Genomic DNA, 21,905 nt, shown 5'->3' on the forward strand with positions numbered 1-21,905 from the left:
GGTTTTTTCATGCGATGCCGCAAGCGGCACCGCATGCAACGCGCCACCCTCAGCCGAGCGAACGACGCGCGTTGTGGAACATCTGCATCCACGGGCTGGCCTCGCCCCACTCCGCCGGGTGCCAGCTCATCGTCACCGAGCGTGCCACGCGCTCCGGATGCGGCATCAACACCGTGAAGCGGCCGTCGCGCGTGGTGACGCCGGCGATGCCCCCGGGCGAACCGTTCGGATTGGCCGGATAGCGCTCCGTCGCCACGCCGCGGTTGTCGATGTAGCGCATCGCGACGTCCACCGACTGCATGTCGCCCTGGCGCGCGAAATCGGCGAAACCCTCGCCGTGCGAAACGGCGATCGGCAAGCGGCTGCCGGCCATCCCCGCGAGAAAGATCGACGGCGTCGCGCCGATCTCGACCATCGACAGGCGCGCCTCGAACTGCTCCGATTTGTTGCGGGTGAAGTTCGGCCAGTGCTCGGCACCCGGAATCAGCGACGACAGGCTCGACATCATCTGGCAGCCGTTGCAGACGCCCAGCGCGAAGATGTCGGGCCGCGCGAAGAAGCGCGCGAACATCTCGCGCAACGCCTCGTTGAAGCGGATGGTCTTGGCCCAGCCTTCACCGGCGCCGAGCACGTCGCCATACGCAAAGCCGCCGCACGCGACCGCGCCGGCGAAGTCGGCCAGATTCGCGCGGCCCGCGATCAGGTCGCTCATGTGGACGTCGCGCGCCTCGAAACCGGCGGCGTCGAACGCGTGCGCCATTTCAAGATGCGAATTCACGCCCTGCTCGCGCAGCACGGCCACGCGCGGGCGGGCGCCGGTCGCGACGAACGGCGCCTGCGCCGGCTCGAACGTGAGCGTGGCCGACAAGCCCGGATCGGCGCCATCGGCGATCACGTCGTACTCGGCGTCCGCGCAGGCGGGATTGTCGCGCAGGCGTGCGATACGCCAGCTGACTTCGGACCAGACGCGGTGCAGCTCGCTGCGGCGCTCCGCATAGATGCGCTTGGCGTCGCGATAGACCTCGATGTCGTCGCGGTCGTTCGGCTTGCCGATCACATGCGTGCACACCGACAGGTCGTGCGCGCGGAACACGGCCAGCACCGCGTCCCGATCCGTTGCCCGCACCTGCACCACGGCACCCAACTCTTCGCTGAACAGCGCGCGCAGCGTCCGGTCCTCGCGCAGGCCCGCGGTTTGTTGCGCCCAGTCCTTCGCATCGCCGTAGTCGGATTCGCCGACCGGCGACAGGGTCAGCATGTCGACGTTCAGCGACACGCCGACGTGGCCGGCGAACGCCATCTCGCAGACGGTGGCGAACAGACCGCCGTCGGAACGATCGTGGTACGCCAGCAGCTTGCCGTCCGCGTTGAGCGACTGGATCGCGTCGAACAGGCGCTTCAGATCCTGCGCGTCGTCCAGGTCCGGCACCGCATCGCCCAACTGACCGGTCGTCTGCGCGAGAATGCTGCCGCCCAGGCGGTTACGGCCGCGACCCAGGTCGATCGCGATCAGCACGGTCTCGCCGACCTCGTCGCTGCGACGAAGCTGCGGCGTCAGGTGGCGCCGGACGTCGCTGACCTGCGCGAACGCGGAGACGATCAACGTCACCGGCGCGCTGACTTCCTTCGCGCCGCCCTCGTCCTGCCAGGTGGTGCGCATCGACAGCGAATCCTTGCCGACCGGGATGGCCAGCCCGAGTGCCGGACACAGTTCCATGCCGACCGCACGCACCGTATCGAACAGCGCGGCGTCCTCGCCGGCGACGCCGCAGGCCGCCATCCAGTTCGCCGAAAGTTTGATCGCGGACAGCGAAGCGATCGGCGCGGCGGCGATATTGGTGATTGCCTCGGCGATCGCCATCCGGCCCGATGCCGGCGCGTCGAGCACCGCCAGCGGCGCGCGCTCCGCCATCGTCATCGCCTCGCCAGCGTAGCCGCGGTACGACAGCGTGGTGATCGCACAATCGGCCACCGGCACCTGCCACGGCCCAACGAACTGATCGCGCACGGTCATGCCGCCGACCGTGCGATCGCCGATCGTGATCAGAAACGACTTGGAGGCGACCGTCGGATGCCGCAACACCGCACGGGCTACCTCGGGGAGCGCCAGTCCGGTGACGTCGACCGGGCGCGTCGGCGCCGCCGCGCGTTGCACGTCACGGCTCATGCGTGGCGGCTTGCCGAACAGCACATCCATCGGCATGTCGACCGCCGCGTCGGCGCCGTCCCGTCCGGCCAGCGCCACCGGTCCCGCGCCGTTCGCGTCGGCCAGCCGCAGCAGACGGGCGTCGGTGGCGACGCCGACGACCGCGACCGGGCAGCGTTCGCGCGCACAGAGGGCTTCGAAGCGCGGCAGGCTCTGCGGCGCGATCGCCAGGACGTAGCGCTCCTGCGCTTCGTTGCTCCAGATCTCGCGCGGCGACAGCCCGCTCTCCTCGAGCGGTACCCGATCGAGCGCGAACAGCGCGCCGCGGTCGGCCCCTTCGACAAGCTCGGGAAACGCGTTCGACAGGCCACCGGCACCGACGTCGTGAATGCTCAGGATCGGATTGTCGGCGCCGAGCTGCCAGCAGCCGTTGATCACTTCCTGCGCGCGCCGCTGGATTTCGGGATTGCCGCGCTGCACCGAGTCGAAATCGAGTTCGGCGGTATTGGTGCCGGTCGCCATCGAACTGGCCGCGCCGCCGCCCATGCCGATGCGCATGCCCGGGCCGCCGATCTGGATCAGCAGCGTGCCATCGGGCAGATCGCGCTTGAACGTGTGATCGTCGTCGATGTTGCCGATGCCGCCGGCAATCATCACCGGCTTGTGATAGCCGCGCACCCGCCCGCCGACGTTCTGCTCGTAGACGCGGAAATAGCCGGCCAGATTCGGGCGGCCGAATTCGTTGTTGAACGCGGCACCGCCGATCGGCGCCTCCACCATGATCGACAGCGGCGACGCGATGCGGTCGGGCCGGCCATAGTCGACACCGTCGACGCGCTCGCCCGGCGCCGCCACCGCGTCGCCCGCGTTCTCCCAGGGCTCGAGCGCGTCGGCCAGGCGCAGATTCGATACCGAAAAGCCGGTCATGCCGGCCTTCGGACGCGCGCCGCGGCCGGTCGCACCCTCGTCGCGGATCTCGCCGCCCGCGCCGGTTGCCGCACCGGCGAACGGCGAGATCGCCGTCGGGTGATTGTGGGTCTCGACCTTCATCAACGTATGCGTGAGCGCGTCGCTCGCCGCATAGACCTGTGCGTCGCCGCGCGGATACCACCGCGCCGCCACCGCGCCCTCCATCACCGCCGCGTTGTCCGAATACGCGACGATGGTGCCGGCCGGGTTCAGACGATGCGTGTTCTTGATCATCTGGAACAGCGACATGTCCTGCGCTTCGCCGTCGATGGTCCAGCTGGCGTTGAAGATCTTGTGACGACAATGCTCGCTGTTCGCCTGCGCGAACATCATCAGCTCGACGTCGCTCGGATTGCGGCCCAGCTTGCCGAAGGCCTCGACCAGATAGTCGATCTCATCATCGGCCAGGGCCAGGCCGAGCGCGCGGTTCGCCTCGACCAGCGCCACACGTCCCGCGCCGATCACATCGACCCGCTCCAACGGCACGCCTTCGAGCACGTCGAACAGGCGGCGCGCATCGTCGGTCGAACCGATCACGGATTCGGTCATGCGATCGTGCAACACGGCCACCAGCGCCGCGCGCGCGTCCTGCTCCAGCGACTTGCGTCCGCCGAACAGGCCGCTCTTCAGGGCGATCGAATATTCGACGCCCCGTTCGATGCGGTGGATCGTGGTCAGTCCGCAGTTGTGCGCGATATCGGTCGCCTTGCTCGCCCAAGGGGAGATCGTGCCCAGTCTCGGCACCACGATGACCTGCTCGCCGCCCACCGCGTCGCTGGCCGGCTCGCCATAGCGCAGCAATGCCTCGACCACCTTCGTCTCGCCCTCGTCGAGCGGCTGTGCGCTGGCGACGAAATGGAGGTAGCGCGCGCTGATGTCGACCACTTGCGGCACCACGGCCTGCAGCGCGGCAAGCGCGCGCTGGCGGCGGAATTCGGACAGGGCCTGGGGCCCGGGGAAACAGCAGAAATGATCCGGACTGGTCATTCGAAGGAGCGACGGCTGGTCGGCCGGCCTGGCAAAACGTCGCGACTGGAGGAACGCCGCGCCCTGACGTCGAGCCGCTTGACGGCGACGTGTCGGCCGGGTCGCACGCCTTTGCGGACGGCGACAGGCAACAGCGGCCGGTGGTGGCTCGAGCGAGGCGGGACGAACGCGAGTCGACGCGACGCGGAGGAGAAAAGGAGCCGCGATTATACTCCGTAGCGGCGCGTACGTAGGCTGCTTCGGGCGCCGCCGGGCCGCTACGCCGGCCCGGTCTGTCATTCATTCGATTTTCGGCTTTATGCATTTCATCATCGTGGGAGCAGGACTGGGCGGCCTTGCCGCGGCATGGTGGGCTCGCCATCACGGCCATCAGGCGACCATCGTCGAGCGGTGCGCGACGGTCGCCGAGCGCGCGTCGCACGCCCTCTCCGGTCTGGCCCTGCCGACCGCGCTGGACCCCTGGTTCGGTCCCGTCGTGCACGCGGAGCCGCGCGCGGCCTGGCCATGGCAACGCGCGAAGTTGAGCGAAGCGCTCGAGGCGCAGCGTCGCGACGCGGCAATCCGCCTGGCCGGCTGGGCCGCTCGCGCACAGCACGTGGTCAGCGCCCTGGCGGAGGAGGCCTCGGGCGCGGCGCAGCCGACCCTGGCGCGACCGGCGGCGTCGACCGGCGCGCGCACGCCGCCCGCCGAAGGCCTCGCCGCCGGCCTGCTCTATCTGTTCGACGACCCGGACGACTGGGCCCGCGCGCGCGCGGTCGGCGAATGGCTGTCCCGCGAAGCGGCATCGCAGGCTGCGCTCTGCGCACCGGCGTGGCTGGAGGCGGACGCATGCCTGCAGCTGGATCCCTCGCTCGCCGAGCGACGCGGGCTGCTGGGCGCGGCATCGTTTCCCCAGGCCAGCATGGGCAATCCGGCCTGGCTCGCCAAGCTGCTGCGTCACCGGCTCGAACGGGACGGCGTGCGCTTCCTGTTCGGGCGGGAAGCGGTGCAGGTGCGCGGCGCCGCCAGGGACGTGGAGGTCGTCACGCAGCCGGCACGCGCCGGCGCCTACGACGGCGTGGTCGCGCACGGCTTCGTCGATCCGTTCGCGCGCACACGCCAGGGCGCAGCCGAACAGGAAGCACTGCGCGCGGATCGCGTGATCGTCGCCGGGGGCAGCGACGGCCTCGCGCTGCTCGCCGCCTCGTCGCTGGCGCCGCCAGCGCGCGAAATTGCCACGGTGCAGCAGGCGGCCCTCACCGGTCCGGTCGGCGACGAGGGGCACGCGCCGCGGCTGGCCATCGTCGATGCCGGCAAGCGCGTGTCGGTGACGCGGCTCGACCGGCGTGTGCGCGTCTGGGGCGCGGCGCTCGACAAACGGGCGCCGGCGCCCGAGGCCCGCATCGACCGGGCGGTTCACGAGGCGCCCGGCAACACCATGCGGCTTGGCCGCGCGACGCGCTGGCAGGCCACCGCGTGCCTGGGCAGCGATGGCCTGCCGGCCGCCCCCGCCGGGGCCGACGCCCGGGTCCGCGTGCTGCTTGCCGGAGCCAGCCTTGGCTTTGCACTGCCGTTCGGGGTCGCCGCGGCACTGATAGAAGAGATGGTGGCCTGAGTCGCCGGCCAGGCGGTGCCCGACCACGGCCCCCGCCTGGCAGCCGCCCATGGCGGCATCGGCACGGTTGCTGCTCGCCGCGTCCGCATCGGGACACCTCGTCGTCCTGCCCTGCCGTCAGAGGATTGCCAAGTCATGACCACCACGCCCCGTCACTTCCGCGACTACCGCGGCCTGCCGATGCCGCTGCTCGACGTGGCGGCGCACCGCCGGATCGAAGTCCGGGACGCCGACGCGTCGCTGATGCGCCGGGCGGCCGAGGCGGCCGCCGAGTGGGTGCTGGCAAGTCTGGGCGACAAGGTCCGCGGCGGCAGCGTACTGGTGTGCGCGGGTCCCGGTAACAACGGCGGCGACGCGCTGCTCTGCGCGTTGCAACTGCACCGACGTGGCGTGGCGGTCCGCGCCGTCGTGCCGGTCCGGCCTGGCGGTGGCGATGCGCTGGCGGCGTTCGAAAGTGCGCGGCAGGCCGGGGTGCCGCTACTGGTCGACCTGCCGGACGATGCGACCGGCTGCGCCGTCGCAGTCGACGGCCTGTTCGGAATCGGCCTGCGCCGGCCCCTCGGTGGTCCATTCGAGGCGCTCGCCGCCGCGCTGTCCTCGCTGCGTTCGCCCACCCGGCCGGTCCTCGCGCTCGACCTGCCGAGCGGCCTCGACGCCGACACGGGCCGGCCGGTCGGCGGCGGGCCTGTGGTGGCCGCGAGCGCGACGCTGGCGATGATCGCGCTCAAACCCGGCCTGTTCACCGGCCTGGGACGCGACTACACCGGCCGTGTGTGGCTGGCGCCACTCGGCCTGACGGACGGCCTGCCGCACAGCCGGGCGACCAGCCGCAGCAACGCGGAAGGCAGCGGTGACGCGGACGCAGCGGGCGCGATCCTGAACGCACCCGGCCTGTTCCTGCCTTCGCTGCCGGCTCGGCGCGCGGCCGCACACAAGGGCACGTTCGGCACCGTTGCAATCGTCGGCGGCGACACCGGCACCTGCGGCGCAACATTGCTATCCGCGCGTGCCGCGCTGAGTGCCGGCGCCGGGCGCGTGCACGCGGTGATGCTGGGCACCGGCGCGCCGGCCTACGACGCGCCCCATCCCGAAATCATGATCCGCGCCGCGGACAAATTCGATTGGGACAGTGCCGACGCGCTGTCGGTCGGCGCCGGCATGGGCCGCAGCGACAGCGCGCGCGCCGTGCTCGGCCGGGCCATCGAGACCGGCAAGCCGGCAGTGCTCGACGCCGATGCGCTGAACCTGCTGGCGGACGACGGGGCGCTGGCAGCGCGCGCGGCAGCGGCCGGCGACCGCTTCGTGCTGACGCCCCACCCGGGCGAAGCGGCGCGCCTGCTCGGAACCGACACCGGCACGGTCGAAGCGAACCGCCCGGGCGCGCTGCGCCAGCTTCAGCAACGCTTTCGCTGCACCGTCGTGCTCAAGGGCAGCGGCACGCTGATCGGACGGGTCGGTGCGCCAGCGTTGCTCAACCCGACCGGCAACGCCGGGCTCGCGTCGGGCGGCACCGGCGACGTGCTCGGTGGCCTGATCGGCGCGTTCCTCGCGCAGCGCCTGTCGCCCGGCGACGCGGCGGCGGCGGCCGTGTATTGGCACGGCCGCGCCGCGGAAACGCTTGCCGAGCGTGGCATCGGGCCCGCGGGGCTGACCGCGGGCGAATTGGCACCCGAAGTCCGCGGCTTGATGAATCAGGCGCTGCACGAACGTGACGGACGCGAGGGCGACGGTCCGCTCGTCGCCCTCGCCGATGCGGACGCCGCCGGCTCGCCGCGCCAAGCGCCGTTATACTGAAACGGCGCATCCGGGCAACCGCCCGGCCGCCCACGGCGCCCGTGCCTGCTGACCGGCGCGCCTTCACGCCTAGTCTTCGCGAATACCATGACCGAAAAACGATACGCCGCCTGGACGGCCCTCGCCGAACACTACGAGACGATCCGCGACGCGCGCGTCAGCGAATGGTTCGCCAACGACGCGGAGCGGGCCCGGCGCATGACCGTCGAGGGCGCCGGCGTCACCCTCGACTTCTCCAAGAATCGACTCAACAGCGAAACGCTCCAATTGCTGTCGGCGCTGGCCGACGAAGCCGGCGTCGCCGCGCGACGCGATGCGATGTTCGCCGGTGAGAAGGTCAACGTCACGGAGGACCGCGCGGCACTGCACGTCGCACTGCGCGCGCCGCGCGACGCAGCCTACGGCGGCGCCGAGATTGCGGCCGCGGTCGCGGCGGAAAAGGACAAGATGCGCGCGTTCGCGGAACGCGTGCGCAACGGTGCATGGCAGGGCTACAGCGGCGAGCGCATCCGCGACGTCGTCAACATCGGCATCGGTGGCTCGGACCTCGGTCCGAAGATGGTCTGCCATGCACTGGCCGAACATGGCCACCCGGACCTGAAGGTGCACTTCGTCTCGAACGTCGATGGCACCGAGATCAGCCGCGTGCTGGCCGGCCTGAACCCCGCGACGACGCTTGGCATCATCGTTTCGAAGACCTTCACCACGCAGGAAACGATGACCAATGCGCGCACGCTGCGCGACTGGTTCACCGCTGGCGGCTGCCCCGAACAGGCGCTGCACCGCCACTTCGTCGGCGTCTCGGCGAACACGCCCGAGGTGGTGCGCTTCGGCATTGCCGAGGAGAACGTTTTCGAGATGTGGGACTGGGTCGGCGGCCGCTACTCGCTGTGGTCGGCGGTCGGCCTGTCGATCATGCTGCAGATCGGCCCCGACGGCTTCGACGCGCTGCTCAGCGGCGCCCACGCGATGGATCGTCATTTCGTCGAGACCCCGTTCGCGCGCAACCTGCCGATGCTGCTGGCATTGATCGGCATCTGGTACCGCGACGTATTCAACGCACAAAGTTTGTTGGTGGCGCCCTACTCGGAGGCGCTGCACTATCTGCCGTCGTATCTGCAGCAACTGGAGATGGAGAGCAACGGCAAGTCGGCGCGGCTCGACGGCCGTCCGGTGACCGAGCCGACCGCCGCGGTGCTGTGGGGCGAGCCTGGCACCAACGGGCAGCACGCGTTCTTTCAGATGCTGCACCAGGGACCGACGCTGGTGCCGATCGATTTCATTGCGGCACTGCGTCCCGAAAGCGCGCTGGTCGATCACCACGTGAAGCTGCTCGCCAACTGCTTCGCACAGAGCGAAGCGCTGATGGTGGGACGCTCGCTCGACGAGGCGAAACGCATCGCGGGCCCCGATCGCCCGGAACTGGCGCCCGCCCTGGTGTTCCCGGGCAACCGGCCCAGCAACACGCTGTTGGTCGATGCCCTGACGCCGATCACGCTCGGCGCCCTGATCGCGTTGTACGAGCACAAGGTGTTGGTGCAGGCGGCGGTCTGGGGCATCAACCCGTTCGACCAATACGGCGTCGAGTTGGGCAAGGTGCTCGGCAAGGCCGTCGAGGCCGACCTGCGCGGCCAGGGCGAAGACAAGCACGACGCGTCGACGCGCGCGCTGATTGCGCGTGCCCGCGCCGTACTCGGCCTCTGAGTACCCGCCTCACCGCTGCAAGGCGCTGCAACGGGGCTGCGTGGCTCGCCCCGCAGCAGACCGAGCGGCGCACCGAGCGGCGGGCCGTGAGGTTCGTGGTGAACTTCGCCGCGAGGTTCGCTGTGCAGCCCGCCGTGAAGCCCGCCGTGAAGCCGCGAGCGAACCTCGGGCGCTGCTCGCGGAGCTGCGGGTCAGACCGCGGTGACGGGCGCGACTACCCGGCCGGCGGCCAGCGTCACGACACGATCGCAACGGCGCGCAAGAACCAGGTCGTGCGTCACCAGCACGAACGTCGCGCCGCTTTGCCGATTCATCTCGAACATCAGATCGCTGACCAGTTGCCCGTTGGCGGCATCGAGGCTGCCGGTCGGTTCGTCGGCGAAGACCAGTTGTGGCCCGGTGACAAAGGCACGCGCCAGCGCCACGCGCTGCTGCTCGCCCCCGGACAGTACGCGCGGGTAATGGTTGGCGCGCTGCGCCAGGCCCACGCGTTCGAGCAGCTGCAAAGCGCGCTCGCGCGGCCGTGCCGATGCCACGCCATGACCCGCCGGCGCCAGTTCGAGCGGCAGCATCACGTTTTCGAGTGCGTTCAGATGCGGCATCAGCTGGAATGACTGGAACACGAAACCGATCCTGCCATTGCGCAGTGCAGCCCGCCGCTCTTCGTCCAGCGCACCCAGTTCTTGCCCGAACACGTGAACCGTGCCGGCGCTGGCGCGATCGAGACCCGCCAGCAAGCCGAGCAGTGTCGACTTGCCCGATCCCGATTCACCGACAATCGCAACGGTTTCGCCGGCGGCAACCGTCAGCGACACATCGTCAAGGATGAGGAGCGACTGGCCGCCCGAGTCGGCGCGCTTCGTCAGCCCCGCAACTTCAATTACTGCCTTGGAATCGCTTCGCATGCTCTCTCGTTTGCTTGGAACCGACCGGCTCGACAGGTCGTCAACCGGCTCTGCCGCCCGCCTGCGGCGCTCGGGCGGCCCGTCCGCGTCGCGGGAGTCCGCGCAAGGCAGTCGCGCCGGGCGGCTGTTACGGCGCGGAGTCCTGCTGGGTCTGTTGGCCGCGCCCTGGCTGGCGCCGGCCGCGAATGCCGTACCGAGTGCGGCCGCTCCTGCCGCGACGGCGGCGCCAGCCAAGGTTGCGACGCCGAACACCGCGACGCCGAACGCTACAACAACCGTGCTGGTGGTCGGCGACAGCCTTTCGGCTGAATACGGGCTGCCGCGCGGCACGGGCTGGGTGGCGCTGCTGTCTCGCCGACTTGCGGAGCAGCACAGCGATTATAGCGTTCGCAACGCCAGCATCAGCGGCGACACGACCAGCGGCGGCCGCGCTCGCCTGGCCGCGCTGCTCGCGCGCGAGCGACCCGCGGTGGTGATTCTGGAACTGGGCGGTAACGATGCGTTGCGGGGCGTGCCACTCGCCACGAGTCGTAACAATCTTGCTGCGATGATAGAGGCCAGCCAGCGTGCAGGCGCGCGCGTGGTCCTGGTCGGCATGCAGATCCCGCCGAACTACGGCCCGACGTACGCCCGCGACTTTTCATCGATGTATCCAGCGCTCGCCAAGGAAAAAGCAGTCATGCTGGTTCCGTTCTTGCTTGAGGGTATGGCCGACGACCCGACGATGTTTCAGCCGGATCAAATCCATCCGACGGTCGCCGCTCAGGCAAGGTTGCTGGATAACGTGTGGCCCGTCCTGCGGCCATTACTGAAGGCAAAACGGTAGGACCACTGGGTCCGACCGATCCCGGCGAACGTAAGCGATCAAAAACAAGGAGAGAACATGAAATTTCTACCGATCATTGCCCTGTCGATGGCCTGTGCAACGAGCGCATTCGCACAAGACGCCCAGATGACCTCGGTCGGCCGCAGCGCCAAGGCGCCGAAGGAAGTGGCCTCGTGCATCGCGAAGTCGTGGGCCGACAAGACGCAGCAGCCGGTCGTCAGCCAGACGGTCATCGCCAATGATCTCGGTGTCGACGTCCTGCTGCCGGGTCAGCAGCCGGGCGGCTCCGCCGCCGTGGTGCGTCCGGCACCGAGCGGCAATGGCAGCTGGGCTGGCCTGCGCACGGTGGGCGGTTCGGCCGATCCGGCAGCGTCGTCGGACATCTCGGCCTGCCTGTAAGCAGCCGACCTGCCGCGTGAAACGCGGCGCCGGACATGGAAAAGGGAACGACGCCGTCGTTCCCTTTTTTTTATGCAGCCGCGACGCGTCCCGTTGGGCCAGCGCGCCTGCAGCGTCTTGTCTCGCCATGCAGTAGCGGTGACGGTAACACGCGACGCGCCGTGCGCCGTGCCGTGCCTCGTGGAGCGGCGACGAGACGGTCGCGGTCGCACGCACTGGCGGCAGCATCGCGACCCGGCTCCCAAAGCAGCAGCCAAGCGGCGCGCATCCACGCGGCGGCTTTCCCTGCCGCGTTGCGTCGGCCACGCGTGCCGGCGCGTTCGCGGTACGGTAGCCGCAGCCGCAATAGTAGCGACGCGCGACCTGGCGAGCGCCGCCGGCGCCGCTTACTCTTCGTCGTCCGCCTTGCGGCTCTGCGTCGAATACTTCTTGATCGAGGTGTCGGCACGCAGCGTCGCAAGCACCGCAGCCCATTCGGCTTGCGCGTACACCTGCTGGAGTTGCTGACCCGCCTGTTGGGCCGCCTGTTCGGTCGGCGCCGGCGCCGGGGTCACCGACACCACACGGTAGACCGCATAGCCACCGTCTGGCAGCGCCGAGCCAACGAAGGCCGGCAACTTGGCGGGATCGGTGCCGACGATCGTGCGCATCGCATCCGGCGTAAAGCCCTGCGCCTGATTCGCGGAGATCTTCACCGGGGCGCCGAAGCCATCGGTCGCACCCGCGCCAGTCGGGGCCGCACGCAGTGCGGCGAGGCGCTTCTCTCCTGCGGCGCGCGCACGGCTGGCTGCTTCCTCGGCGATGACGCGCTCGGTGACCGTCGCCTTCACGTCCGCGAACGACGGCAGCCGGGCCGGCTGGTAACTGACGACGTGCGCCGCCACCCGGCTGTCGCCGCCGACATCGATCGCCGCAGTGTTGTGCTTCTGTTTGAGCGACTCGTCGGCGAACACCGCTTCGAGCAACTTTGGATTCTGCAGAACCGGATCGACGCCAGGCTGCATCGACGGCGTGCGCTCGACCGTCGCCGTCTTGACCGGCAGCTTGAACTTGTCCGCGACGCCCTGCAGGCTGGCCGACTGCTCGTAGACAGCGTTGCTGAACGCAGCAGTGTCGTCGGTCAGGCGGCGCTTGGCGAGATCCGCGCGAGTGGCATCGATCAACTCTGCGCGGACCTGCTCGAACGGACGCGTCTGCGCCGGCTTGCGCTCGGTCACCTGAATGATGTGGTAACCAAAGTCCGAATGCACCAGACCGCTGGTCTGACCGGGTTGCAGCTTGAACGCCTCGTCCTCGAAATCCTTGACCATCATGCCGTGGCCGAAGAAACCGAGATCGCCGCCCTTCGCCGCCGAACCGGGATCCTGTGAGTTCTGCTTCGCAAGCTCGGCAAAGCGATCCGGATGGGCATGCAGCTCGTCGAGCACGGCTTGCGCCTTCTGCTTCGCCTTTTCCTGCTCGGCGGCCGGCGCATCCTTCGCGACCGTGATCAGAATGTGCCGTGCCCGTACTTGCTCGTCGGTGCGGAACTGGGCGATGTGATCGTCGTAGTACTTCCTGAGCTGCGCATCGGTCGGCGCAATGTCAGCGCCCAATGCGGCCGGCGACAGCACCACGTATTGGATAGTCGCGCTCTCCGGTTCACGGAAGGTCTCGCGGTGCGCGGCGTAATAGTCGTTCAGTTGCTTGTCGGTCGGAACGATGCCGTTCGCGAAGGCGCGCGGTTCGAACGCCTGCGTCTGCACCTCGTATTGCGTGCCGGTGGCGGCCAGCAGCGTGCGAGCCAGCGACACCGGCGCGATCGCCGTCGCCTGGATGCTTTGCGGTAGCTGCTGGTTGGCCAGGTCGAAGCGCACGCGCGCGTCGAACTGATCAGGCGTGAGCCCGTTCGCGGTCAGCAATTGACGGTACTTGTCGATGTCGATCGAACCGTCCGGGCGGCGCAGCGCCGCAATCGCCGGCAGCGACTCGATCGCCTGTCGCACCCCGCCGTCGGATGCGGTCAGGTGGCGATCGATCGTCGCATCGCTCAGCACGCGCTGATCGATCATCGAATCGAGCAACGCGTCGCGTGCCTGCGGCGTGTCGAACTGCTTCGCGTCGTATGCCCCACCCAGCGCCTGCCGCGCCTGATCCAGCTGCGAGCGGAAAGCCTGATCGAACTCCTGGTAGGAGATCTTGTAGCTGCCGACCTTCGCGACGTTTTTGCTCTCGTCGAAAAAGCCGCGGAAGCCCTCGACGCCGACCAGGCCCAACCCCGGCACGATGAAGAGCGCCAGAAGGATCATCATCAGGCGACGATGGTTGCGTATCAGTTCGAGCATCGAAGAAAACCTGAGACAGACGGGAAGATTACACGCCAGCCGAGCATGCGCGCGGCGCACGCCGCATTCGCTCGATGGCTGCGTTGCGAAACCGGACATAGTGCCGAATCCGGCGCCGGATTCAACGCCAGATACAAAAAAGGCGAACCGCGGTTCGCCTTGATTGCTGTACGTATCGCTCGGCGGAGACGGTGGTGGGTGCTGAGAGGCTCGAACTCCCGACCTACGCCTTGTAAGGGCGCCGCTCTACCAACTGAGCTAAGCACCCGTCTCGCGACCATCTGACGATGGAACAGCCGCAGATTCTAACGTAGCTTGCGCGGAAAGACCAGCCCTGCCGCCAAACGCCGCACCGTGCCCGCTGCCACGGCGCTTCGCGGCGTGCGCGAACGCGGTTACCGCGAGTCCCTGGCGGCGCGCCTCATCTGCCGCCCGATCTGCGGCCCGATCTGCGGCCCGATCTGCCACCCGATCTGCCACCGCATCCGCCACCGCATTCGCCACCTCACCGGCCACCTGATTTGCCGCTTGATCTGTCGCCTCGTCTGCTGCCCCGCCTGCTGACCTGCGTGCGCCTTAAGCGCCGCCTCACCGGCCCGCTGCAATCGCTCGCCGGTCCATGCAGCCAGCCCTACGCGCCGTGGCCCACGCGGCCCGCTGTTGCGCATCGCGCGCACGCCTTGGCCGCGCACCTTTCCGCCGACCAGGCATGTCTGCGAGGGTGCGATGTTCGGGTGCGGCGTGCGGGTGCCGCCCTCTTACAGGTTGCGCGGCGCCGCCAAATGAAAAACGCCGCCCCGTTCTCTCGAACGAAGCGGCGTCGTGGCCCACGGTACAACCGGTCTGCACAGCCGGGCTGCACAACCGTCAGCCCAGCGGGTCCGCCCCGCCGGTTCGCATTAAGCGGTCGGCGTGACCGGAAGACGGCGAGGCCCGCCTACGCGCGGCCCCGGATCAGTGCTTGACGAAATCGCCGCTGCTGCGCGACTCGCCAGCGTCCGCAACCGGCGCCTTCGGTTCTTCCTCGGGCAACGGGGTCGGCACGCGTTCTAACGCCAATTCCAGCACCTTGTCGATCCAGCGGACCGGCACGATCTCGATGCTGTTCTTCACGTTGTCGGGGATCTCGCTCAGATCCTTGACGTTCTCTTCCGGGATCAACGCCAGCTTGATGCCACCGCGATGCGCGGCCAGCAACTTCTCCTTCAAACCACCGATCGGCAACACTTCGCCGCGCAAGGTGATTTCGCCGGTCATCGCCACATCCGCGCGCACCGGAATGCCGGTCAGCACCGACACCAGCGCGGTGGTCATCGCAATGCCAGCCGACGGTCCGTCCTTCGGCGTCGCACCCTCGGGCACGTGGATGTGCAGGTCGCGCTTTTCGAACATCTCGTCGCTGATGCCCAGACGACGCGAGCGCGAGCGCACCACCGAACGGGCCGCCTCGACCGATTCCTTCATCACGTCGCCCAGCGAACCGGTGCGGATCACGTTGCCCTTGCCGGGCATCATCGCCGCCTCGATGGTCAGCAGGTCGCCGCCCACTTCGGTCCACGCCAGACCGGTCACCTGCCCGATCTGGTTCTCCTTCGCCGCGAGACCGAAATCAAACTTGCGCACGCCCAGGTAGTTGTCGAGCGTGTCGGAGTCGACCGTCACCGTGCTCTCGCCCTTCTTCAGCAACAGCAGCTTGACGACCTTGCGGCAGATCTTGGAGATCTCGCGCTCCAGCGACCGCACACCAGCCTCACGCGTGTAGTAGCGAATGATGTCGCGAATCGCCGCCTCGGTCACGTCGATCTCGCCATCGCGCAGGCCGTTGTTCTTCTTCTGCTTCGGCAGGAGATAACGCTGCGCGATGTTGACCTTCTCATCCTCCGTGTAGCCGGACAGCCGGATGACTTCCATCCGATCCAGCAACGGCGGCGGGATGTTCAGCGAGTTCGACGTCGCGACGAACATCACATCGGACAGATCGAAATCGACCTCCACGTAGTGATCCGCGAACGTGTGGTTCTGCTCAGGGTCGAGCACCTCCAGCAACGCCGAGGAAGGATCGCCGCGGAAATCCATGCCCATCTTGTCGACTTCGTCGAGCAGGAACAGGGGATTGCGCACGCCCACCTTCGACAGGCTCTGCAGGATCTTGCCGGGCATCGAACCGATGTACGTCCGACGATGGCCGCGGATCTCGGCTTCGTCGCGCACGCCGCCGAGTGCCATGCGCACGAACTTGCGGTTCGTCGCACGGGCGATCGACTGACCCAGCGAGGTCTTGCCCACCCCGGGCGGCCCGACCAGGCACAGGATCGGCGCCTTGACCTTCTCGACGCGCTGTTGCACGGCCAGATATTCAAGGATGCGTTCCTTGACCTTTTCCAGGCCGAAGTGGTCCTCGTCCAGCACGCGTTCGGCGTTGCTCAGATCGTTATCGACCTTGCTCTTCTTGCGCCACGGCAGGCCGACCAGCGTATCGATATAGTTACGCACGACCGTCGCTTCGGCCGACATCGGCGACATCAGCTTGAGCTTCTTCAGCTCGGCGTCGGCCTTCTTGCGCGCGTCCTTCGGCATGCGCGCCATCTGGATGCGCTTTTCCAGCTCTTCCAGATCGGCGCCCTCTTCGCCCTCGCCCAACTCCTTCTGGATCGCCTTGACCTGTTCGTTCAGGTAGTACTCGCGCTGGCTCTTCTCCATCTGGCGCTTGACGCGGCCACGGATGCGCTTCTCGACCTGCAGGATATCGATCTCGGATTCGAGCTGGCCGAGCAGATGCTCGAGCCGTTCGATCACGGGCATCATCTCGAGCACGTGCTGCTTCTGCTCGAGCTTGAGCGGCAGATGCGCGGCGATCGTGTCGGCCAGACGACCCGCCTCGTCAATGCCCGACAGCGACGTCAGGATCTCCGGCGGAATCTTCTTGTTCAACTTCACGTACTGGTCGAATTGCGACACGATGGCCCGGCGCAGCGCCTCGGTCTCCGCGCTGTCCGCGCGGTCCGGTTCGAGCGGCAGGGCTTCGCAGGTAAACTGCGTCTCTTCTTCCTCGACGGACAGGGCCTTGGCCCGTTGAATGCCCTCGACCAGCACCTTCACGGTACCGTCGGGCAACTTCAGCATCTGGAGGATGTTCGCGACGCAACCGACCGTGTGCAGATCCTTCGCGGTCGGTTCGTCCTTGGCCGCTGCCTTCTGCGCGACCAACATGATGTGCTTGCCGCCTTCCATTGCGCTCTCAAGCGCCTTGATCGACTTCGGACGCCCAACGAACAGCGGAATCACCATATGCGGAAATACGACCACGTCGCGCAGCGGCAGCAGCGGCAGACGGATCGGTTCCGCGGGAAGAAGTTGGGTTCCTGACATTTTCCAAATCCCCTAGATAAGTTCGGGCAGGACGAAAGTGAGGGCATCGGTTCGAATTGCAAGCCGAACGCGAGCCGCGGGACCCCTAGCGAAAGCGCCGCCCGTCCACCAAGGCGAACGGGCGGCAGACGGCGCCGGTCGCGCCGCCGAATTCAATTCGAGCCCGAAACCTTGGGCGCATCCTCGTAGATCAGGAGCGCCTTGCCGTCGCCGTCGATCGCGTTCTCGTCGATGATCACCTTGCTGACGTTCTTCAGGGTCGGCAGCTCGTACATGGTATCGAGCAAGGCCTGTTCCAAGATCGAACGCAAGCCGCGCGCCCCGGTCTTGCGGCGGATCGCCTTGCGGGCCGTCGCCTGCAACGCGCCGGGTCGAATCTCGAGCTCGACGCGTTCCATCGCGAACAGACGCTGGTACTGCTTGACCAGCGCGTTCTTTGGTTCGACCAGGATGCGCACCAGCGCCTCCTCGTTCAACGAACCCAGCGTCGCCACCACCGGCAGACGACCGATCAGTTCCGGAATCAGGCCGAACTTGATCAGATCTTCCGGCTCGACTTCGCCGAGCACCTCGCCGGGATCACGCTCCAGCGCGCTCTTGACGCTTGCGCCAAAGCCGATGCCGGTCCGCTCGGTGCGGTCGATGATGACCTTGTCGAGGCCGTCGAACGCGCCGCCGCAGACGAACAGGATGTTCGTTGTGTCGACCTGGATGAAGTCCTGGTTCGGATGCTTGCGCCCGCCCTGCGGCGGCACCGACGCCATGGTCCCTTCCACCAGCTTCAGCAGGGCCTGCTGGACGCCTTCGCCGGACACGTCGCGGGTGATCGAAGGATTCGCCGATTTTCGGCTGATCTTGTCGATTTCATCGATGTAGACGATGCCGCGCTGCGCCTTCTCGACCTCGTAGTTGCAGTTCTGAAGGAGCTTCTGGATGATGTTCTCGACGTCCTCGCCGACGTAGCCGGCTTCGGTCAGCGTCGTTGCATCGGCGATCACGAACGGCACGTCGAGCAGTCGCGCCAGTGTCTGCGCCAACAGCGTCTTGCCCGAACCAGTCGGCCCGATCAGCAGGATGTTGCTCTTCGCCAACTCGACTTCGTTGCCGCCGGGCGCCTGATACTTCAACCGCTTGTAGTGGTTGTGCACGGCCACGGCCAGCAGCTTCTTCGCGCGCTCCTGACCGATCACGTACTGATCGAGGATGTCGCGGATTTCCTGCGGCGTGGGCAGATCGGACTTCGCCACCGCAGCTTCGCCCGGGGCGCCGGCGGCCTCGTCACGGATGATCTCGTTGCACAGGTCGATGCACTCGTCGCAGATGAAGACCGAGGGTCCCGCGATGAGTTTCTTTACCTCATGCTGGCTTTTGCCGCAGAACGAGCAATAGAGCAGCTTTTCGCTGTTCGAACCTTTCTTGTCCGCCATAAATTCTCAAAACCGGTGGGCGCGCATGACTGCATCATACGCCTTTGTCCGAAGGGCGCCGGCCAAGCCGACGCGGCGCCCGGCGCTGCCCGGTAGCGGCGGCGCCGGCAGGCTCCCGGCCTGCCCGTGGCGGTCAGCCGCGCTTCGCGACGACCTCGTCGATCAGACCGTAGGTCTTCGCGTCGTCGGCCGACATGAAGTTGTCGCGGTCGGTGTCGCGCGCGATCTTGTCGATTGGCTGACCCGTATGGTGGCTCAGCAACTGGTTCAGGCGTTCGCGCAGATACAGGATCTCGCGCGCCTGAATCTCGATGTCGGCCGCCTGGCCACGCGCGCCGCCGAGCGGCTGGTGGATCATCACGCGCGAGTTCGGCAGCGCGAAACGCTTGCCTTTCTCGCCGGCCGCCAGCAGGAAGGCGCCCATGCTGGCAGCCAGGCCCATGCAGAGGGTCGAGACCGACGGCTTGATGAACTGCATCGTGTCGTAGATCGCCATGCCAGCCGACACCGAACCGCCGGGGCTGTTGATGTACAGGCTGATGTCCTTGTCCGGATTCTCGCTCTCGAGGAACAGCAGCTGGGCGACGACCAGGTTCGCGCTCTGGTCGTTCACTTCGCCGACCAGGAAAACCACCCGCTCCTTCAACAAGCGTGAATAGATGTCGTATGCACGCTCACCGCGGCCGCTGGTTTCGACCACCATCGGCACCAGTCCAAGGCCGCGCGTGTCGAGCGCGCCGCTGTCGGCGCCGGGGTGATTCAGCAAATCTGCGCGAAACGTCATGGATTCGATCCTTTTCAGAGATGACTCGATTGTCCGGGCGCCGCGCCGGCAGGCGCGTGCGTCGCAGACGGTCTGAACAGAAGATGCGGTGCACCTGCCGGCTTTTCAAGCCGCCCGGGCCGGCCCCGCAAAGTCGAACGGCGGGCCGTCCCACTCGCGTGGAACGGACGCCGCCGCTCGTCAGGCCTGGCCGGCCCGGCATGCCCATCCGCCTGGCAGACCGGCTACCGCGTCCTGCCCACGCACCACCGGCACATCTGCCGCTCAGGCGTTGTTCGCGCTCGCGGCGAGCTCCTCGAACGGCACCTGCTTGTCGCTGACCTTCGCCAGACCGACAACATATTCGACCACATTGTTCTCGACCACGTACGCTTCCATTTCGGACAGACGTTGCGGGTTCGAGTAGTACCAGCGGATCACTTCCTTCGGATCCTCGTAGCTCTTCGCGAATTCCTCGACTTCGGCGCGGATCTGGTCCGGCTTCGCCTTCAGGTCCTTCTGCTTGACGAGCTCGGCGAGCACCAGGCCCAGCTTGACGCGGCGCTCGGCCTGTTCCTTGAACATCTGGGCCGGGATCGGTGCGTCCTTCGCGTTCGGCACGCCACGCTGCTCGAGATCCTGACGCGCCAGCTCGACCAGACGCTCCTGGTCCTGCTCGATCAGCGCGTTGGGCACGTCCAGTTCGGCGATGCCGAGCAGCGCATCCATCACCTGGTTCTTCAGCGCGGCCTGGGTGCGGCGCTTCGCCTCGCGTCCCAGGTTGTCGCGGATTTCCGCACGCATCTTCTCGATGTCGCCGTCGGCGATACCCAGCGACTTGGCGAATTCGGTGTCGATCTCAGGGTAGCTCGGCGTTTCGCGCTTCTTCAGCGTGACCGTGAACTTGGCGGTCTTGCCGGCGACTTCCTTGCCGTGATAATCCTCGGGGAACGCCAGCTCGAATTCGCGCTGCTCGCCCAGCTTCAGACCCTTGGTGGCCGCCTCGAATTCCGGCAGCATCCGGCCTTCGCCGAGGGTGAATACGAAATCCGTCGCGGTGCCGCCTTCAAAGGCCACGTCGTCGATCTTGCCGAGGAAATCGACCGTCACGCGGTCGCCGTCGGCAGCCGCCTCGTCGGTCGAGGCATTCTCGTTGAACGACACGCGCTGCTTGCGCAGGATGTCGAGCGTGCGATCAACTTCCGCGTCGCCGATGTCGGTCACGGTCCGTTCGATCTCGGCCGTCGCGACGTCGCCCAGCTTCACTTCCGGATACACCTCGAAAGTCGCGTTGAACGCGATCTGGTCGTCGGCGGCTTCGGCCGGCTCGAAACGCGGCTGACCGGCGACCTGCAGGTTCTCGTCGCGCGTCAGTTCGAAGAAACGGCGGCCGACCTGATCGCTGATCGCCTCGGCTTCGTACTGCGGACCGTACTGCTGCTCGACCAGCTTCATCGGCACCTTGCCGGGACGGAAACCCGGCATGCGCATCTTCTTCGCGGCCGTGCGGAGTCGCGTCTCGACGTCCTTTCTGACCGCATCCTTCGCCAGCGATACGACGACGCGCCGTTCCAGCTTGCCGAGATTCTCTACACCGTTTGCCATTGCTTCGATCCGTATTGTTTGCCGTGTTGTTTGCTGTGCGGGTGCCGCAGGCGCCCAAGCCGCGCCCAGCTTAAGAGCCGGCTATTCTAGCAAACTATTCCGGGCGCCCCTGAAAAGCGTGCTGCAGGTTTGCGTCGCGTTGCGCGAGCAGGCCCAGCACGGCCTCGCAGAACGGCGTCGGCACACCCAGGCGCGCGCCCAGCTCGGGAAAGACGCCGAGAATCGGCGCGATTTCCATCGGCCGGCCGGCTTCGGCGTCCTGCAGCATCGACGTCTTGATGGGGCCGAGCTGCCGCGTCACCGCGATCCGGTCGTCGATGCTCATGCCGACCGGCACGCCCAGGCGCTCCCCGACCGCCACGGCCTCTTCCATCATGCGCCGTACCAGCGCCTGCGTGCGTGGATCGTCCAGCAGACGATCGGTGGTCGAGCCGGACAGCGCGCTCAGCGGGTTCATGTTCATGTTGCCCCAGAGCTTCGCCCAGATTGCGCGGTGGATCGACGCGACTGCCACCGCGTCGAAACCGGCCGAGGCAAGCAGCGCGGTGAGCCGCGCGGCCGCGTCCTGCGATACCGGGCGCGCGGCGCCGAGCTCCAGGCGATTGCCCGAGTTGTGGCGTACCACCCCGGGCGCCAGCGTCGACGCGGCCATGTGGACCACGCAGCCGATCGCACGCTCGCGAGGCAGCGCGGCGCTGACCACGCCATCAGGGTCCACCGCCTCGATACGCTCGCCCGCCACCGCGCTGTCGATGCCTTCCAGGAACCACCACGGCAAGCCGTTGATCGCGCTGACCACATGCGTGTCGGCGCCGATCAGCGGCGCCAGCCGCGCCGCCAGGCCGGGCAGTGCGTGCCCCTTGACCGCGATGACGACGTAATCCTGCGTGCCGAGTTGCGCCGCATCGTCGCTCACCGCGAGACGCAGCGGCGCCAGTTCGGTCCCGTCCGGCTGTACCAGCCGAAGACCGTCGCGCTCGATCGCCTGCCGCGTCGCGCCGCGCGCGTACAGGCTGACCTGCACGCCGGTGCGCGCCAGACGATGCGCAAGCAAGCCGCCAATGGCCCCCGCGCCGACCACCGCGATTTTCAT

The 21,905-nt window shown here is 67.6% G+C and carries 13 protein-coding genes and 1 tRNA gene; 5 read left to right on the forward strand and 9 right to left on the reverse strand.

What is annotated here, in order from left to right:
* Positions 1 to 49: 49 nt before the first annotated feature.
* Entirely contained in the window at positions 50 to 4,102 is a 4,053-nt protein-coding gene (purL, locus tag BLU54_RS22005) for a phosphoribosylformylglycinamidine synthase (protein ID WP_235838082.1), read from the reverse strand.
* A 298-nt stretch (positions 4,103 to 4,400) separates the two neighbouring features.
* Between purL and BLU54_RS22010 the strand changes: the two genes are divergently transcribed.
* The 3 genes from BLU54_RS22010 (at position 4,401) to pgi (ending at position 9,194) form a co-directional block, all read left to right on the forward strand.
* Positions 4,401 to 5,696: an FAD-dependent oxidoreductase gene (locus BLU54_RS22010; protein WP_091913138.1), complete on the forward strand. Its 1,296-nt coding sequence runs from the start codon at positions 4,401 to 4,403 to the stop codon at positions 5,694 to 5,696.
* 135 nt (positions 5,697 to 5,831) lie between these two features.
* Complete coding sequence (locus BLU54_RS22015) at positions 5,832 to 7,490, forward strand: NAD(P)H-hydrate dehydratase (protein WP_091913140.1); 1,659 nt, start codon at positions 5,832 to 5,834, stop codon at positions 7,488 to 7,490.
* An 87-nt stretch (positions 7,491 to 7,577) separates the two neighbouring features.
* Positions 7,578 to 9,194: a glucose-6-phosphate isomerase gene (gene pgi, locus BLU54_RS22020; RefSeq protein ID WP_091913142.1), complete on the forward strand. Its 1,617-nt coding sequence runs from the start codon at positions 7,578 to 7,580 to the stop codon at positions 9,192 to 9,194.
* A gap of 191 nt (positions 9,195 to 9,385) precedes the next feature.
* Here the strand turns inward: pgi and BLU54_RS22025 are convergent, their stop codons facing one another.
* Positions 9,386 to 10,099 (reverse strand): ABC transporter ATP-binding protein, encoded by a 714-nt coding sequence (locus tag BLU54_RS22025; protein WP_091913144.1) that lies wholly within the window; start codon positions 10,097 to 10,099, stop codon positions 9,386 to 9,388.
* A gap of 154 nt (positions 10,100 to 10,253) precedes the next feature.
* Here BLU54_RS22025 and BLU54_RS22030 point away from each other — a divergent pair, with 154 nt between their 5' ends.
* Positions 10,254 to 10,925 carry an arylesterase gene (locus BLU54_RS22030; RefSeq protein ID WP_407919450.1) on the forward strand — a complete coding sequence of 224 codons (672 nt, stop codon included), beginning with the start codon at positions 10,254 to 10,256 and terminating at the stop codon, positions 10,923 to 10,925.
* Positions 10,926 to 10,982: 57 nt separating this feature from the next.
* The gene (locus tag BLU54_RS22035) at positions 10,983 to 11,324 is read left to right on the forward strand and encodes a hypothetical protein (protein ID WP_091913147.1); all 342 of its coding nucleotides are present in this window, start codon (positions 10,983 to 10,985) and stop codon (positions 11,322 to 11,324) included.
* Positions 11,325 to 11,710: 386 nt separating this feature from the next.
* On the opposite strand, the gene BLU54_RS22040 is transcribed toward BLU54_RS22035, so the two are convergent.
* From BLU54_RS22040 to BLU54_RS22075, 7 genes are all read right to left on the reverse strand, one after another.
* On the reverse strand, positions 11,711 to 13,648 hold the full coding sequence (locus tag BLU54_RS22040; protein ID WP_091913149.1) for a SurA N-terminal domain-containing protein: 1,938 nt from the start codon (positions 13,646 to 13,648) through the stop codon (positions 11,711 to 11,713).
* 192 nt (positions 13,649 to 13,840) lie between these two features.
* Positions 13,841 to 13,916, reverse strand: a tRNA-Val gene (locus tag BLU54_RS22045).
* A gap of 686 nt (positions 13,917 to 14,602) precedes the next feature.
* Positions 14,603 to 17,017: an endopeptidase La gene (gene lon, locus BLU54_RS22055; RefSeq protein WP_091913153.1), complete on the reverse strand. Its 2,415-nt coding sequence runs from the start codon at positions 17,015 to 17,017 to the stop codon at positions 14,603 to 14,605.
* A 152-nt stretch (positions 17,018 to 17,169) separates the two neighbouring features.
* Positions 17,170 to 18,444, reverse strand: a complete 1,275-nt coding sequence (gene clpX / locus BLU54_RS22060; protein WP_091913155.1) for an ATP-dependent Clp protease ATP-binding subunit ClpX — start codon at positions 18,442 to 18,444, stop codon at positions 17,170 to 17,172.
* Positions 18,445 to 18,577: 133 nt separating this feature from the next.
* Positions 18,578 to 19,228 carry an ATP-dependent Clp endopeptidase proteolytic subunit ClpP gene (clpP, locus tag BLU54_RS22065; RefSeq protein WP_091913157.1) on the reverse strand — a complete coding sequence of 217 codons (651 nt, stop codon included), beginning with the start codon at positions 19,226 to 19,228 and terminating at the stop codon, positions 18,578 to 18,580.
* A gap of 264 nt (positions 19,229 to 19,492) precedes the next feature.
* Positions 19,493 to 20,812, reverse strand: coding sequence for a trigger factor (tig, locus tag BLU54_RS22070; protein ID WP_091913159.1), 1,320 nt, complete (start codon positions 20,810 to 20,812; stop codon positions 19,493 to 19,495).
* Positions 20,813 to 20,906: 94 nt separating this feature from the next.
* Complete coding sequence (locus BLU54_RS22075; RefSeq protein WP_091913161.1) at positions 20,907 to 21,905, reverse strand: 2-dehydropantoate 2-reductase; 999 nt, start codon at positions 21,903 to 21,905, stop codon at positions 20,907 to 20,909.

Source organism: Chitinasiproducens palmae, from assembly GCF_900095735.1.
Lineage (GTDB): Bacteria > Pseudomonadota > Gammaproteobacteria > Burkholderiales > Burkholderiaceae > Chitinasiproducens > Chitinasiproducens palmae.

Bases quoted from the DNA above. Each gene is read 5' to 3' on its own strand.
- purL (WP_235838082.1), bottom strand. From the start codon at position 4,102: ATGACCAGTCCGGATCATTTCTGCTGTTTCCCCGGGCCCCAGGCCCTG.
- BLU54_RS22010 (WP_091913138.1), top strand. From the start codon at position 4,401: ATGCATTTCATCATCGTGGGAGCAGGACTGGGCGGCCTTGCCGCGGCA.
- BLU54_RS22015 (WP_091913140.1), top strand. From the start codon at position 5,832: ATGACCACCACGCCCCGTCACTTCCGCGACTACCGCGGCCTGCCGATG.
- pgi (WP_091913142.1), top strand. From the start codon at position 7,578: ATGACCGAAAAACGATACGCCGCCTGGACGGCCCTCGCCGAACACTAC.
- BLU54_RS22025 (WP_091913144.1), bottom strand. From the start codon at position 10,099: ATGCGAAGCGATTCCAAGGCAGTAATTGAAGTTGCGGGGCTGACGAAG.
- BLU54_RS22035 (WP_091913147.1), top strand. From the start codon at position 10,983: ATGAAATTTCTACCGATCATTGCCCTGTCGATGGCCTGTGCAACGAGC.
- BLU54_RS22040 (WP_091913149.1), bottom strand. From the start codon at position 13,648: ATGCTCGAACTGATACGCAACCATCGTCGCCTGATGATGATCCTTCTG.
- lon (WP_091913153.1), bottom strand. From the start codon at position 17,017: ATGTCAGGAACCCAACTTCTTCCCGCGGAACCGATCCGTCTGCCGCTG.
- clpX (WP_091913155.1), bottom strand. From the start codon at position 18,444: ATGGCGGACAAGAAAGGTTCGAACAGCGAAAAGCTGCTCTATTGCTCG.
- clpP (WP_091913157.1), bottom strand. From the start codon at position 19,228: ATGACGTTTCGCGCAGATTTGCTGAATCACCCCGGCGCCGACAGCGGC.
- tig (WP_091913159.1), bottom strand. From the start codon at position 20,812: ATGGCAAACGGTGTAGAGAATCTCGGCAAGCTGGAACGGCGCGTCGTC.
- BLU54_RS22075 (WP_091913161.1), bottom strand. From the start codon at position 21,905: ATGAAAATCGCGGTGGTCGGCGCGGGGGCCATTGGCGGCTTGCTTGCG.